Source organism: Micromonospora sp. NPDC000089 (assembly GCF_042899365.1).
GTDB lineage: Bacteria > Actinomycetota > Actinomycetes > Mycobacteriales > Micromonosporaceae > Micromonospora.
Window position 1 is genome coordinate 146,393 of sequence record NZ_JBIAZT010000003.1, and the last position, 13,815, is coordinate 160,207.

15 protein-coding genes and 1 tRNA gene are annotated in these 13,815 nt (G+C 73.9%); 9 read left to right on the forward strand and 7 right to left on the reverse strand.

Features of this window, described 5'->3' with window-relative positions; genetic code table 11:
• Positions 1-220 precede the first annotated feature (220 nt).
• Positions 221-1,699 carry a glutamate--cysteine ligase gene (locus ACFY3U_RS07270; protein WP_387196387.1) on the forward strand — a complete coding sequence of 493 codons (1,479 nt, stop codon included), beginning with the start codon at positions 221-223 and terminating at the stop codon, positions 1,697-1,699.
• Positions 1,700-1,734: 35 nt separating this feature from the next.
• Here the strand turns inward: ACFY3U_RS07270 and ACFY3U_RS07275 are convergent, their stop codons facing one another.
• Positions 1,735-3,045, reverse strand: coding sequence for a hypothetical protein (locus ACFY3U_RS07275; RefSeq protein WP_387196390.1), 1,311 nt, complete (start codon positions 3,043-3,045; stop codon positions 1,735-1,737).
• Between the two features lie 190 nt (positions 3,046-3,235).
• Here ACFY3U_RS07275 and ACFY3U_RS07280 point away from each other — a divergent pair, with 190 nt between their 5' ends.
• Both ACFY3U_RS07280 and ACFY3U_RS07285 read left to right on the forward strand, forming a co-directional pair.
• A complete protein-coding gene (locus ACFY3U_RS07280) occupies positions 3,236-3,943 on the forward strand; it encodes a PASTA domain-containing protein (RefSeq protein ID WP_387196393.1) in 708 nt (235 codons plus the stop codon).
• 123 nt (positions 3,944-4,066) lie between these two features.
• Positions 4,067-4,888 (forward strand): PASTA domain-containing protein, encoded by an 822-nt coding sequence (locus ACFY3U_RS07285; RefSeq protein WP_387196396.1) that lies wholly within the window; start codon positions 4,067-4,069, stop codon positions 4,886-4,888.
• A gap of 33 nt (positions 4,889-4,921) precedes the next feature.
• Here ACFY3U_RS07285 and ACFY3U_RS07290 read toward each other — a convergent pair whose 3' ends face one another.
• Entirely contained in the window at positions 4,922-5,353 is a 432-nt protein-coding gene (locus ACFY3U_RS07290) for a hypothetical protein (protein WP_387196399.1), read from the reverse strand.
• Between the two features lie 107 nt (positions 5,354-5,460).
• Positions 5,461-5,745 (reverse strand): hypothetical protein, encoded by a 285-nt coding sequence (locus ACFY3U_RS07295; protein WP_387196403.1) that lies wholly within the window; start codon positions 5,743-5,745, stop codon positions 5,461-5,463.
• Between the two features lie 632 nt (positions 5,746-6,377).
• On the opposite strand from ACFY3U_RS07295, the gene ACFY3U_RS07300 reads away from it, so the two are divergent.
• The 3 genes from ACFY3U_RS07300 to ACFY3U_RS07310 all read left to right on the forward strand — a co-directional run bounded on the left by ACFY3U_RS07300 (position 6,378) and on the right by ACFY3U_RS07310 (position 8,028).
• Positions 6,378-7,259 (forward strand): helix-turn-helix domain-containing protein, encoded by an 882-nt coding sequence (locus ACFY3U_RS07300; RefSeq protein ID WP_387196406.1) that lies wholly within the window; start codon positions 6,378-6,380, stop codon positions 7,257-7,259.
• The gene (locus ACFY3U_RS07305) at positions 7,229-7,450 is read left to right on the forward strand and encodes a DUF397 domain-containing protein (RefSeq protein ID WP_387196410.1); all 222 of its coding nucleotides are present in this window, start codon (positions 7,229-7,231) and stop codon (positions 7,448-7,450) included. The genes ACFY3U_RS07300 and ACFY3U_RS07305 overlap by 31 nt, the downstream gene beginning before the upstream one ends.
• Positions 7,451-7,620: 170 nt before the next feature.
• A complete protein-coding gene (locus tag ACFY3U_RS07310; protein WP_387196412.1) occupies positions 7,621-8,028 on the forward strand; it encodes a hypothetical protein in 408 nt (135 codons plus the stop codon).
• On the opposite strand, the gene ACFY3U_RS07315 is transcribed toward ACFY3U_RS07310, so the two are convergent.
• The 4 genes from ACFY3U_RS07315 to ACFY3U_RS07330 all read right to left on the reverse strand — a co-directional run bounded on the left by ACFY3U_RS07315 (position 8,011) and on the right by ACFY3U_RS07330 (position 10,858).
• Positions 8,011-8,679: a hypothetical protein gene (locus ACFY3U_RS07315; RefSeq protein ID WP_387196415.1), complete on the reverse strand. Its 669-nt coding sequence runs from the start codon at positions 8,677-8,679 to the stop codon at positions 8,011-8,013. The genes ACFY3U_RS07310 and ACFY3U_RS07315 overlap by 18 nt on opposite strands.
• Before the next feature lie 106 nt (positions 8,680-8,785).
• Complete coding sequence (locus tag ACFY3U_RS07320) at positions 8,786-9,595, reverse strand: WecB/TagA/CpsF family glycosyltransferase (protein ID WP_387196418.1); 810 nt, start codon at positions 9,593-9,595, stop codon at positions 8,786-8,788.
• On the reverse strand, positions 9,592-10,707 hold the full coding sequence (locus ACFY3U_RS07325) for an NAD-dependent epimerase/dehydratase family protein (protein WP_387196421.1): 1,116 nt from the start codon (positions 10,705-10,707) through the stop codon (positions 9,592-9,594). The genes ACFY3U_RS07320 and ACFY3U_RS07325 overlap by 4 nt, the downstream gene beginning before the upstream one ends.
• 65 nt (positions 10,708-10,772) lie before the next feature.
• A tRNA-Leu gene (locus ACFY3U_RS07330) sits at positions 10,773-10,858 on the reverse strand.
• A gap of 227 nt (positions 10,859-11,085) precedes the next feature.
• On the opposite strand from ACFY3U_RS07330, the gene ACFY3U_RS07335 reads away from it, so the two are divergent.
• From ACFY3U_RS07335 to ACFY3U_RS07345, 3 genes are read left to right on the forward strand one after another with little or no spacing between them, the layout of a single operon-like run.
• Complete coding sequence (locus tag ACFY3U_RS07335) at positions 11,086-11,880, forward strand: FhaA domain-containing protein (protein WP_387196424.1); 795 nt, start codon at positions 11,086-11,088, stop codon at positions 11,878-11,880.
• Between the two features lie 6 nt (positions 11,881-11,886).
• Positions 11,887-12,375 carry an FHA domain-containing protein gene (locus ACFY3U_RS07340; RefSeq protein ID WP_387196428.1) on the forward strand — a complete coding sequence of 163 codons (489 nt, stop codon included), beginning with the start codon at positions 11,887-11,889 and terminating at the stop codon, positions 12,373-12,375.
• Positions 12,372-13,793, forward strand: a complete 1,422-nt coding sequence (locus ACFY3U_RS07345) for a protein phosphatase 2C domain-containing protein (RefSeq protein ID WP_387196431.1) — start codon at positions 12,372-12,374, stop codon at positions 13,791-13,793. Before ACFY3U_RS07340 ends, ACFY3U_RS07345 begins: the two co-directional genes overlap by 4 nt.
• Positions 13,794-13,815 lie beyond the last annotated feature (22 nt).

Below are 13,815 nucleotides of genomic sequence, written 5' to 3' on the forward strand. Positions count from 1 at the left end.
GGCCCCTGCCCTCTCCCGGGCGGGGGCCGCGTCGTCTGTCGTGTGCATCGTCACCGGTTGGCCGCCGGTCGCCCGGGTGGGGGCGCCGGCCGGTGGGTAGAGAGGGCCCGAGCACCCGCCGGTCCGGCTCTGGCCCCGGCGCGGGGGGCGCTCTTACGGTGGTGTTCCACACGCGCGGCGGGACGGCACGATCCCGCGGCGCCTCGCGCCTGGAGGGCACATGGGCAGGGACGTCGAGCAGGGCGCGTTCTCCCGGGAGGACCGCGTCCGCTACCGGCAGAAGGTCCGGCGCTGCCTGGACGTCTTCGCGTTGATGCTGGACGACTTCGGCTTCGATGCGGACCGGCCGATGACCGGGCTGGAGATCGAGCTCAACCTGATGGACCCGGCCGCCGAGCCGGCGATGCGCAACGACCAGATCCTCGCCGACATCGCCGACCCGCTCTTCCAGACCGAGCTCGGTCAGTTCAACCTCGAGTTGAACGCCGAACCGCGGCTGATCGAGGGCACCGGCTTCGCCGACTACGAGCGGGACCTGCGCCACAGCCTCGACCGCGCGGACGAGCGCGCGGCCCGCTCCGACGCCCGGATCGTGCTGGTCGGCATCCTGCCCACCCTCACCGAGCGGCACCTGGTGGTCGACAACCTCTCCACCGACGAGCGGTACCGGGTGCTCAACGACCAGATCGTCGGGGCCCGGGGGGAGGACATCGAGCTCGACATCCGGGGCGTCGAGCGGCTGCAGACGCACACCGACTCGATCGCCCCCGAGGCCGCCTGCACCAGCCTCCAGTTCCACCTCCAGGTGGCGCCGGACAGCTTCGCCGACTACTGGAACGCCTCCCAGGCCATCGCCGGCGTCCAGGTCGCCGTCGGCGCGAACTCGCCGTACCTCTACGGCCGGCAGCTCTGGGCGGAGACCCGGGTCGCCCTGTTCGAGCAGGCCACCGACACCCGACCGGACGAGCTGAAGGCCCAGGGCGTACGCCCCCGGGTGTGGTTCGGCGAGCGTTGGATCACCTCGATCTTCGACCTGTTCGAGGAGAACGTCCGGTACTTCCCGCCGCTGCTGCCGATCTCCGAGGAGGAGGACCCGGTCGAGGTGCTGCACGCCGGCGGGGTCCCGCAGCTGGCCGAACTGCGGCTGCACAACGGCACGGTCTACCGCTGGAACCGCCCGGTGTACGACATCATGAACGGCCGCCCGCACCTGCGGGTGGAGAACCGGGTCATGCCGGCCGGCCCGACCGTGGTGGACATGCTGGCCAACGCCGCCTTCTATTTCGGGCTCGCCCGCGGGCTGGCCGAGTCCGACCGGCCGATCTGGAGCCAGCTCACCTTCAGCTCCGCCGAGGAGAACTTCCACGCCGCCGCCCGGCGCGGCATCGACGCCGTGCTGCGCTGGCCGCAGCTCGGTGACGTGCCGGTGACCAAGCTGGTGCTCGACACGCTGCTACCCGCGGCGGCCACCGGGCTGGACCGGTTCGGGGTGGCGCCGGCCGAGCGGGACCGGCTGCTCGGCATCATCGAGCAGCGGTGTCGTACCGGTCGTAACGGCGCGGTGTGGCAGACCGAGGCCGTCCGGGCCGCCGAGCGCCGGCACGGGATGGACCGGGACGCCGCCCTGCACCACATGGCCGGCCGCTACGCCGAACTGCAGCGCACCAACGAGCCGGTGCACACCTGGCCGGTCGACTGACCGCTCCGCGGCCGGACCGGCCCGCCGACCGCGGGTCAGCGGCTCCGGCGTGCCCTGGGCACCGGCCGGTCCCCGGTGGTGGGCGGCGGTGGGGCGGCCGTCGTCGCCGACTCATCGTCCGGGTCGGCCGCCGGGTCGGTCCGGCTGCCGAGCGGCGGTCGGGCCCGCCCGGTGGCCGGCCGGGTGTTCTCCGGCTCGGCCGCCGTCGGCGCTCCGAGCGGCTCGGCCGTCGTGGCCGGTGCCCCGCCGACCGGCTCCGATGCCGGCCGCCCCGGCTTCGCCCCGCTCGCCGCCGTGCCGCTCGTGGACGGACCCCGGGTCGCCGGGCCGTCCGCCGCCGATCCGGCGGCACCGGTCCGGACCGGCGCCGCCGGGGGACGGCCCGCCGGCGCGTCGAGCGCTCCCCGGTCGTCCGGTCCGCCCGTCCGCTGGCGGGGCACGGGCCCAGGGTCGCGTACCGCCCGTCGCTGCTCGGCCCGCTGAGCGAGCGCGGCCACCAGCAGCGAACCGGCCGCCCCGACGATCACCGCGTACGGCGCGACGAGGTGGGCGGAGACCTGTTCCGGCGCGATCGTCGCCAACCGGGGCACGGCGAGGAGGTAGGCGATTGCCACCAGCAGCGGACCGGCCGCCCCGGACACCGCGGCGCCCAGTCGTCGGTGCGGCAACCGGGCCGTACGCCGGGCGGCGAGCGCGCCGATCACCAGCGCGGAGCCGGCCGCGAGCAGCGCGCCGGGCAAGTAGAGGTAGTCGCGGAGCCAGAAGGCGGGACGGTCCGCGCTGATCTGCCAGATGCCCAGCTGGGCGGTGCGCACGCCGCGGCCGGCTAGCACCCCGTCCACGACCGAGACGACGGCGAGCAGCCAGAGCCAGCCGACCGTGCCGACGATGTTGTGGGCGGCGGCCCTCGACCGCAGCGCCCAGACCGCCGCCAGCAGGCCCACCAGCACTCCGAGGCCGGCGTACCCGGCCGCGAGGCTCTGCGGGGAGAAGGTGCCGGGCACCACCGCCGCGCGGGCGGGCACGGCGACCAGCAGGACGGTGATCAGCCCACCGACCGCGGCGGCGACCGCCAGGGTCACCCGCTGCAGGCCGCCGCCCGGCTCGGTGTCCTCGCCGCGCTCGTACAGTCGTTGGGCGCAGACCGCCCCGCCGACGGTGGAGACGGCGGCGACCCAGGTCGCCCAGGCCAGACTCGCGAACCAGGTGGCCTCGGTGGTGCCGGCGCCGGCCGGCGCCCAGTTGACGATGCCCAGTCCGTAGCCGAAACCCAGTTGGGCCGCGCCCAGGCCGGCAGCGACACCGATCGCGGTGGCGACCGCGCCTCCCCAGCTCCGTGCAGCCATGCCGGGAGCGTAACGTCCGCCGATCGGCGCGGCGAGCGCTGCCGGCCGGGACCACGAGCGGTGACCGGTGGGCGCCGCGCGGTGTGGGGAACGGCGGCCGGGGCGGTGAGCGGCCGGGGCGGTGACCGGTGTGCCGCGCAGGCCCCGGTGCGTCGCCCGGTACCGTCGCCGGTGACGAGGTGGGGGCGCCATGACGGACGTAGACGACGGGTCGGCCGGGCGGCCGGGCCGGGCCAGGTTGCTGCTCGGCGGGGCGTTGGCGACCGTCCTGTTGGCCGCCATCGGCGGGAGCGTCGGCTGGGTGTTGGCCGGTCAGGACGGGCAGCCGTCCGCCGCGCCGACGGCACCGGCCGGGGCGGCGTCACCGAGCGCCGACGAGACGTCCGACCCGGGCGAGACGTCCGACCCGGGCGAGACGTCCGCCTCGGCGCCGCAGCCGTCCACCGCCGAGCCGACCACCACCCGCCCCACCACGCCGCCGACGTCCGCCGGCGGGCTGACCGTGCCGCCCCTGGTGGGTACGGACTTCGAGCGGGCCCGCGACGAGCTGCACCAGCGCAAGCTCGGCTGGCGACTGGTCTTCGGCGCTGGCGCCGGCCGCGAGGTGGTGCGCACCCAGCCCGCCGCCGGCGCACCGGTCCGCCGGGGCACGACCGTCCAGGTGTACGTCAGCGGCCCCGCGCCCGAGGTCACCGTTCCCGACCTGGTCGGTGAGCGGTGCGCCAAGGCCGCGGACGAGCTCGGCGAGCAGGGGCTGTACCCGCGGTACCGGACCGGCCGGGTCGGTCGGGTGACCGCGCTGGACCCGGCGGCGGGCAGCACGGCGCACTGGAACGACGCGGTGGCGCTCTCCTGCGGCGACGAGTCGCCGGCACCCACCGGCTCCCCGGAGCCCTGACCGACCGCGCCCGGGTCGCTGCCGGGCGGGTCGCCGCGCCGGTCCCGGCGACCGGTGCACCGGACGGCTACCTTGGACGATCGGGGGTCGTGCCCGCCGCGCCCCGTGCGGAGAGGACGTGCGATGAGCGACGACCGTCAGGAGCCCCCCGCCGACGACGCCACCCGGCCGCTGCCCCGCGGCGACCAGCCCGGCGCCGATCCGACCCGTCCGCTGCCCCACCCCGCCGGCCAGCCGGCCGACCAGCAGCCGCTGGACGCGACCGCCCGGCATGAGCCGCTGGACGCGACCGCCCGGCATGAGCCGGTCGACGCGACGCGTCCGCTGCCGCCGGACGCGGCCGGCACCCCGCCACCCGCTCCGCCGGTCTGGTCCGGGCGGGCCGGGGTGCCGGTGCCCCGGCCGGCCGACTACCGCGAGCCCGCCGAGTGGTACCCGGACGACCAGCGTGGCCGGCGCTGGTGGCTGCCGATCCTGCTCGGCATCCTGGCCCTGCTCCTGGTGGCGGTGATCGGTACGGGTGTGTGGTTGGTGCTGCGGTCGGCCCGGGACGACGCGCCGACCCCGACGCCTCCGCCCGTGCCGACCAGCGCGCCGGTGACCAGCGCGGCGCCGACCACCACCGCGCCGACCACCGAGCCGCCGAGTTCCCCGCCGACCACGACGGCCGCCGCCCGGATTCCGATGCCGGCGCTGACCGGCCTGTCCCGGACGACGGCGCAGTCGCTGCTGGACCGGCTCGGGCTGGCGTACCGGGTCCAGACCCGGCCGTCGGACCAGCCGGCCGGCACGGTGATCGAGACCGATCCGGCCGCCGGCGAGCCGGTGGCCCGGGGTGACGAGGTGACGCTGGTGGTCGCGGAGGCGACGGAGTCACGGTCGCCCTCGGCGTCCACCTCCGCCAGCTCGGGCCGGCCCTCGCCCGAGGCCACCGCCACGCGCTGACGCAGCGGCGCGGCCGTCACCCCATCCCGGCGGTCACCACATCCGGCGTCTGGTGCCGACCAGCCCGAGGCCGGCCAGCGAGATGGCCAGCCCGAGCAGGCCGGAGTAGAAGAGCGACTGGCTGAGTGTCTGCTGGGTCGGCGCCGGCCGGGTGGGGCCGGCCGCCGCCGTGACCCCGTCCTGCGCCGCCTGGCCGCCGGTCCCGGCTTCGTCCGCGGACGGAGCGGTCTCAAGGCCGGCTCCGCCGGTGCCGTCGACGGCCAGGGCGTCGTCCGGAGGCGTGTCGCCCTCCCGGACCACGGTGATCTCCGGCGCGGGGACCGGTTCGGCGAGCCGGGTCGCGGACTCGGCCGGATAGCGCACCACCAGCACGAGGGCGGTGACGGCTCCGACCAGCACCAGCAGCCCGAAGGCGTAACCGATGCGGGACCTGTGCTGCCGGCGCGCGGCGGGCATAGTGACCATTTCCATCCCAGGTTCGGGGTCCGGGACGCGCGCGGGTGGTGACTTCGCCGGGGTGGGCGTACCGATTCTATGGCGAACGGCACGCCCCCCGACCGGGATTCGCCCGGTCAGCCGACCGGGATCGGGCTGCGGTTGACCGGCCGCCGCGTCCGCACGGTGTGCTGTCGCGGGGCGGGCGCGGCCCGCAGCTGCCGGAGCCCGGCCTGCTGTACGAAGATCGAACGCCGGTTGACCGCGTCCCCCGCCGCGTTCAACTCGTAGCCTTCGATCCAGAGCCAACCGTCGTACGTCGGCCAGTCGAGCACTCGGATCACCCGGAAGGTGATCGGTCTGAGGAACTGGACACTCGCCGCGCGAGTCACGTGCAGTACGTCACCGGAGCGGGGAAGCACATGGGCTCCTGGGGAGACATGGCCGGCTCGCGGGCCGACCGGAGCTGATCGGGGGGAAGATGCTGCTGGTCCGGCTGCCGGGGTCGTGCCTCGCGTACCGGTGGATCGGTGGTGGTGGCCGGGCCGTACCCGCTGGTGGCGAACCGCCACCCGACCAGCACCGGAGTTGCTTCCGGGCACCGCTCCCACCGCCGCAGTCCCTGGGACGTGCAGCGGCGGGGTCATTCAGCCCGGAGCAGGTCTCGTTGCGGTGTGGCCGGGCTGGCGCGAGGGTCGTCCGACGCGGGTGGGGTCACCACGCCTGGGAAGCGTTCGGAGACTGTGCGTAACCCGAGCCATACGGACAGCCTGCATCAGTGGCGTGCTTCATGCAAGTTGCACGTCGAGTTTTGCCGATACGTGAGCACGACACGGAATCGAGGCGCTTGATGGCGGTGACCTCCGGGCGGCACACTGGTGCCGGGTTTCGCCCGCCGCGGCCGGCCGACGACCGGCACCACCCCCTGCCGCGAACGATCGTCCGCCGTTCGTCGGTCGCGCCCTCGGCGGCTGTCGACGCAGGCGCGAGTGACCGGAGGTAACTCGGTGAGCGTCAGGAACCGGCCCCGGCCGGCAACGTCCGAGGTGGCGCGGTGACCGAGCGCCGCAGCCCCACCATCCGGCGTCGCCGACTCGGCGCCGAGCTGCGCCGGCAGCGGGAGTCCGCGGGGATCACCATCGAGGCGGTGGCCGAGCAGCTGGAGTGCTCGGCCTCCAAGATCTCCCGGATCGAGACCGGGCACACCTCGGCCACCCCGCGCGACGTGCGGGACATGCTGCGGATCTACGGCGTCATCGGGGCGGAGAGCGACGAGCTGGTCCAGATCGCCCGGGAGGCCCGCCAGAAGGGGTGGTGGCATCCGTACAGCACCGTGCTGGTCGGCGCGTACGTCGGGCTGGAGGCGGCGGCCAGCTCGATCCGGGCGTACGAGCAGCAGGTCGTTCCCGGCCTGCTGGAGACCGAGGAGTACGCCGGGGCGATGATCCGGGCGGCCCGCCCGGACTTCACCGTCGATCAGGTGCAGCAGCGGGTGCGTGTCCGACTGGGCCGTCAGTCGTTGTTGACCCAGGACGATCCGGTCGATCTGTGGGTGGTGCTCGACGAGGCGGTGCTGAGCAGGCCGGTGGGCGGCGACGCGGTGATGCGTGGTCAGCTCAGGCGGTTGGCGGAAGTGGCGGAGTTGCCGAACGTGACGCTCCAGGTCCTGCCGTTCGAGGTGGGGGCGCACGCCGGCATGGATGGCACGTTCACCATTCTCAGCTTCCCCGAGCAGAGTGATCCCGATGTGGTGTACGCGGAGAACGCCACGGGTGGGCTCTTCCTCGAGAAGAGCGATGAGCTTCAGAAGTACAGCTTCATCTTCGATCACATTCGAGCAGCGGCCATCCGACCGGAGGAGTCCATCGCTCACATCGCAAAACTGGCAGAGGAGCCGTTGTGGAAATGGCGACCAAGAGGTTCCCCGGGGACCTGACGCGCGCGACGTGGTTCAAGAGCTCGAAGAGCGGGCCGAACTGCGACAACTGCGTCGAGGTGGCGTACGTGCCGGGGGCGGTCGGGGTCCGTGACTCGAAGGACAAGACCGGCCCCGCCCTGGTCTTCGCACCCGGGGGTTGGCACGCCTTCGTCGCCGGCGCCCGGAACGGCGCCTTCGTCCAGCACTGAACGACGCAGTCCAGCACTGAACGACGCAGCGTGGCGTCGACCGCGGGCCGGCCGGGAGTTCCCCGGCCGGCCCGTCGCCACATCCGCCCCCGTGTCGTTGAACCCACCGGTACGGCGCGGGGACGACATCCGCCGCACCGATCGACGACCGAGCGAGGCAGGCGAGACGGATGACGACGATCGGTTCTGAGAACCTCACGAGCGGCCCGGGCAAGAGCGAGCGGTTCGGCGGCAAGTACCGCGGCGCGCGGCGGGACACCGTGCTGACGGAGGTCGGGTCCACCGACACCGAGATCGGTGGCCGGGACATCGGCTCGCCGGCGCCGGAGCAGGCGGGGCCGCCGCTGTCGCTGCCCTCGCTGGACCCGAACCCGCTGACCGAGCCGTCGTTCCCGCCGGCGGGTTGGCCGGCGGAACCGGCCGAGTCGCTGACCGACCATCCGCTGCTGCGCGGCCTGCTGCTGGAGTTGCCGCCCCGGGGCAGCGTCCCGCCACCCGGCTGGCTGGACCGCTGGTTCGAGGCGACCCGGGCGATCCTGGAGCTGCTGTACGTGCCGGGCTCAGGCCACGGCCGCTGACACCGCCACCGGGGCCGCGGCGGGCACGGGGGTCGGCGCGGGCGCGGGTGCCTGGGCGGCCGGCCGCGTCCGGACCAGGCCCGGGGTGGGCGCCTCGGCCATCGTCCGCTCGACGAACCGGCTGTGCCGCAGCGCGTGACGTACCCCGACGGCGACGGCGGCGAGACCGCCCACGGTGAGCGCCGGCCCGGCCACCGCCGGGTCCGTGGTCAGGTCCAGCCCGCCCGCGGCGAGCAGCGGCGGCACCGTGGCCAGCGCGGTGAGCTGCACCGGTAGGCCGATCAGCGGGTGCGCGGCGGCGGCCCGCAGGCCGTGCGGCGCCGGCGCGGCGGGCGCGGTCGCGAACGCGCCGGCCCCCGCCCACACCCGACGGACCCGGCGTAGGGTGCCGGCCGCGACGGCGATCGCCGGGGCGGCCGCCAGCGCCAGCCCGCCGGCCGCCCGATCGACCGGCGTGTCGCCGGCGCTGACCAGGCCGGCCGCCAGCACGGCCGCGGTCAGCCCGAGGCCGGTCGCGGTGAGCGCGAGCAACCAGCCGGTACGCCGACGGAGCGCGGCCGCCCGGTCCAGCCGGGGCAGGCCGTCCGCGGTGACCCCGGCGGCGAGCCAGACCGCGGCGATCGGCAGCAGCACGATGAGATGGCCGTCCATGCCGACAGCCTTCCCCGAATTCCGCCGCGGCGAATCCGGGGCGGCCCCTCGTCCGTCCCCGAACCGCTCCCCGTAGGGGTGCCGTCCGGGTCGCTCCGGGGCCGGGTCAGACCGCGAAGGTCGGCGGGCGCTCGGTGGCCGGGGCCGGCGGGGCCGCCTTCCACAGGCCGGTCTTCTGCCCGGCGAGCCGGGTCAGGTAGGCCGGGTTGAGGATGACGTAGCGGCGCCAGAGCCGCTTCGGCTCCAGGCCGAGCCGCCAGAACCACTCCAGGCCGGCCCGCTGCATCCACGCCGGAGGCTGCTTGAGCAGGCCGGCGTGGTAGTCGAAGGCGGCGCCGACGGCCATCAGCGGCATGTCCATCAGCGGCCGCATGGCGTACGCGAACACCTCCTGGCGCGGGCAGCCCAGGCCGACCAGGACGAGCCGCGCGCCGCTGGCCTTGATCCGGTCGGCGATCTCGATGTCCTCGCCCGGCTGGACCTGGCGGAACTTCGACGGCTCCACGCCGGCGATCTTCAGCGCCGGGAACATCCGCTCCAGCGCCGGGATCAGCTTCGCCAGGGTCTCCTCGGTGGAGCCGTAGAGGTAGACCGGCAGGCCCTCATCGGCGAACCGGCGCAGCACGTGCAGGGTCAGCGTCGGGCCGTAGACCCGGTCGGCCAGGCCGGCGTGGTGCAGCAGGTTCAGCGCCCAGCGGACCGGCTGGCCGTCCGGGGTGACCACGTCGAAGGAGTTGAGCCGGGCGTTGTGCGCCGGGTCGAGCACGCCGGTCATCACCCCGTGCACGGCCAGCGCGGTCAGCGCCAGCGGGCGGCGCTCGTGCGCCGCCGCCACCACCTGCTCGGTCGCCGCGGCGTAGTCGGTGGCGTCGACCAGCACGCCGAGGACGTTCTGCTTGCCCTGCGCGGCGGTCATGCCTGCGGCACCCACTTGTCCACGTTGGCCTCGTAGGTCTCGCGCATGATCATCGGCACGTCGTAGACCTGCTTCCACTCCGGGTAGTCGGCCTGGAACGCCTCGTTCGAGCCGATCCACCACTTGTGGTCGCCGATCCGGTTCGCCTCGACGTACTCGGAGATCATCTCCCGGCCGGTGATCTCCTCGGCCAGGGTGAACGCCTCCCGCATCGAGGTGTTGGAGTGTCGGCCGCCGCCCAGGTTGTAGACGGCCGCCGAGCGCGGGTTGCGGAAGAACGCCTCGAACGCGGCCACCACGTCCGAGCTGTGGATCGCGTCCCGGACCTGCTTGCCCTGGTAGCCGAAGATCTTGTAGGTGCGGCGCTCCATGTTGGCCCGCATCACGTACGCCAGGAAGCCGTGCAGCTCGGTCGCGGAGTGCGCCGGGCCGGTCAGCGTGCCGCCCCGGAAGCAGGCGGTGCGCATCCCGAAGTAGCGGCCGTACTCCTGCACCATCACGTCGGCGGCGACCTTGGACGCGCCGAAGACCGAGTGCAGGCAGGCGTCGATCGACATGTCCTCGCGGATGCCCTGCTCGTACGGGTGGCCCGGTTCGATCTCCCAGCGGGTCTCCCGCTCGACCAGGGGCAGGCTGTTCGGCCGGTCGCCGTAGACCTTGTTGGTCGAGCAGTGGATCACCGGCGCCTCGATGCAGTGCTCGCGCACGTTCTGCAGCACGTTGAGGGTGCCGCCGGCGTTCACGTCGAAGTCGGTGAACGGGTCGCGCACCGCCCAGTCGTGTGAGGGCTGCGCCGCGGTGTGGATCACCACGGCGATGTCCGAGCCGTAGCGCGCGAAGAGCTTCGCCAGCGCGTCCCGGTCGCGGATGTCGATGCTGTGGTGCGCGTACGCCGACCCCAGCTCGTCGGTCAGCCGCCGGACGTTCCAGGCGGTGGACGCCTCGGCGCCGAAGAACTCCTGGCGCATGTCGTTGTCGATGCCGACGACGTCCAGGCCGAGGCCGGCGAAGTGCCGGACCGCCTCGGAGCCGATCAGACCGCCCGACCCGGTCACCAACGCGACACTCACACGAGACTCCTGGTCATGAGGAGGCAGAAACCATCGGAGCATAGCGTGATGCCCGACACGCCCCGATACGAGACGAGGGCCCCGCGACCGCGGAGCCCTCGTGGACCTGGTGGGGATGGGGGGAGTTGAACCCCCACGTCCTTTCGGACACACGGACCTGAACCGTGCGCGTCTGCCATTCCGCCACATCCCCGTGGCACGACCCGAAACACTCTAGTCGGCACCGGTCCCGCCGTTTCCGGCGGGGCCCGGACCCCCTGCGGAGTTTCCGGTCTCGGCCTCGACCGGATACCGTCTTTCCAGGCGGTCACCGTTCGTGGCGGACGAAAGAGTAGCACGGCCCGAGGGGCCGCTCCGAACGGGTTGCCGCGCGCCGGCCGAGCGGCGCGCGAGCTGCATGCGCGCTGTGCAGATACCATCATGTCCTCGGGACCCGAGGAGGAGCCGGTGAGCGTGCTGCAACGCTTCGAGAAGCGTCTGGAAGGCCTGGTCGAGGGGGCCTTCGCCAAGGTCTTCAAGGGTGTGGTCCACCCAGTGGAGATCCTCAACGCCATGCAGCGGGAGGCTGAGGCGCACAAGGCCATCCTGGCCGGTGGGCGCACTCTGGTGCCGAACCGCTACGTGATCGATCTCTCGCCGTACGACCACAGTCGGTTGGCGCCGTACGCCGCCGCGCTGGCCCAGGAGCTGGCCCAGTCGCAGGCGGAGTTCATCGGCGAGCAGGCCTGGACGGTCTACGGCGACGTGATCGTCGAGATCGAGCGCGGCGAGGGGCTGGACACGGGCATGTTCCGGGTCACCGCCGAGGTCTACACCGGTGGCGAGGTCGCGCCGGTGTCGTCGCCCGGTGGCTACGACCCCGGCCCGCCGGCCTACCCGGCGTACGACCAGGGCGGTGGCTACGGCCCGCCGCCGGGGCACGGTGGCGGGGCGCGCAACGTCCGGCTGGTCTCCGGTGACGGCCGCACCTACCCGCTGCAGATGGGCTCGACGGTGATCGGCCGCGGCGACCAGGCCAACCTGCGCCTACCGGACGTCGGGATCTCCCGGCGACACGCCCGGCTGGACTTCGACGGCGGTCAGGTCGTGCTGACCGATCTCGGGTCGACCAACGGCACAATGGTCAACGGCCAGCGGGTGTCGGCGGTCGCCCTCAACCCGGGCGACATGATCCAGCTCGGCACCACGACGCTGACCTTCCGCGTGGACGGCTGATCCGCGTTGCCGGAGCTCGTCATCACGGTCGCCCGCTTCGGGTTCCTGATCCTGCTGTGGATCTTCGTGTTCACGGTGGTCGGCGTGATCCGTCGCGACCTGTTCGCGGGGGCCCGGTCGGGTCGGCTGGTGGCCGCGCCGCGCGCGGTCGGCGCCTCCACCGGGCAGCCGGCGGCCAAGCCGGCGAAGGTGAAGCGGGGTCGGGCGGCCCACCAGCTGGTGGTCACCGCCGGGCAGTTGGCCGGCACCCGGATCACCCTCGGTGAAGCGCAGATCACCATCGGTCGGGCCGAGGACTCCACCCTGGTCATCACCGACGACTACGCCTCCGCCCGGCACGCCCGGCTGGTGCCGCGCGACGGCCAGTGGTTCGTCGAGGACCTCGGCTCGACTAACGGCACGTACCTCGATCGCGCTAAGGTCACCGGACCAACCCCCGTCCCCCTCGGCGTGCCGATCCGGATCGGTCGCACCTCTCTCGAATTACGGCCATGACTCTGACCCTGCGCTATGCGGCCCACAGCGACCGCGGTCTGATCCGAGACGGAAACCAGGATTCCGTCTACGCCGGGCCGCGGCTCCTCGCCGTCGCCGACGGCATGGGCGGCATGGCCGCCGGTGACGTCGCCAGCAACATCGTCATCGGTGCCATGGCGCCGCTCGACGAGGACGTCCCGGGGGACGCGCTCGTCGACGCCCTGCGTTCGGCCGTCGGCACCGCCAACCAGCAGCTCCGCGACACCGTGGACGCCAACCCGCAGCTGGAGGGGATGGGCACCACGCTCACCGCGACCCTCTTCTCGGGCAGCAAGCTCGGCATGGTCCACATCGGTGACTCGCGGGCCTACCTCCTGCGCAACGGCGAGTTCGCGCAGATCACCAAGGACGACACCTACGTCCAGATGCTCGTGGACGAGGGGCGGATCAGCGCGGAGGAAGCGAGCAGCCACCCCCAGCGCTCGCTGCTCACCCGCGCCCTGGACGGCCGGGACATCGACCCGGAGTACAGCGTCCGGCAGGTGCTCCCCGGCGACCGCTACCTGATCTGCAGCGACGGGCTCTCCGGCGTGGTCAGCGCGGAGACCATCGGCGACACCCTGCGGGAGTACCCCGACCCGCAGCAGTGCGTGGAGCGGCTGGTGCAGCTGGCGCTGCGCGGCGGCGGCCCGGACAACATCACCGTGATCATCGCGGACGCCACCGACCAGGACATCGTCGAGGCGAGCCCGATCGTCGGCGGCGCCGCCGCCCGCGACCGGGGGATGGCCACCTCGGCCGACGACTCCACCCCGGCGGCCCGCGCCTCGGCGCTGTCCAGCCCGCGGCCGGCGGCCCCGGAGGACGAGGCCCCGGGCCGGGACGACGAGCCGGACGGCCCACGCCGCCGGCCGCTGCGTACGGTCGCCATGCTGGTGGCGCTGCTGGTGATCCTCGGCGGCGGCCTCTTCGCCGGCTGGAGCTACACCCAGCGGCAGTACTACGTGGGCGCGACCGCGGAGGGGCAGCTCGCGGTCTTCCGCGGCGTCCCGGGTCAGGTCGCCGGGCTGGATCTCTCCAGCGTGCACTCCACCAGCTCGGCCAAGCTGGACGACCTCACCCTGGCCGCCCAGGAGCAGGTCAAGCAGGGCATCCAGGCCAAGAGCCGGCCGGACGCGCTGCGTCGGTTGAGCGAGCTGACCACCGAGGACCCGGCCAACCCCAACCTCAAGCCGATCTGCCCGGGCACCCCCACCCCGGTGGCGAGCACCGCCCCGATCACCCCGACCGCCACCCCGGTGGCGCGCACGCCGGCCGCCAGCGGCAGCCCGGTCGCCCCCTCCGTCACCCCCGCGCCGACCACCACGCCCGACGCCTCGGCCTCCGACGCGGTTCCGCCGGCCGGAGATCCGGCGGGCTGCCGGTCGCCCGAGTGACCGTCGGGCCGAATCCGAGGGA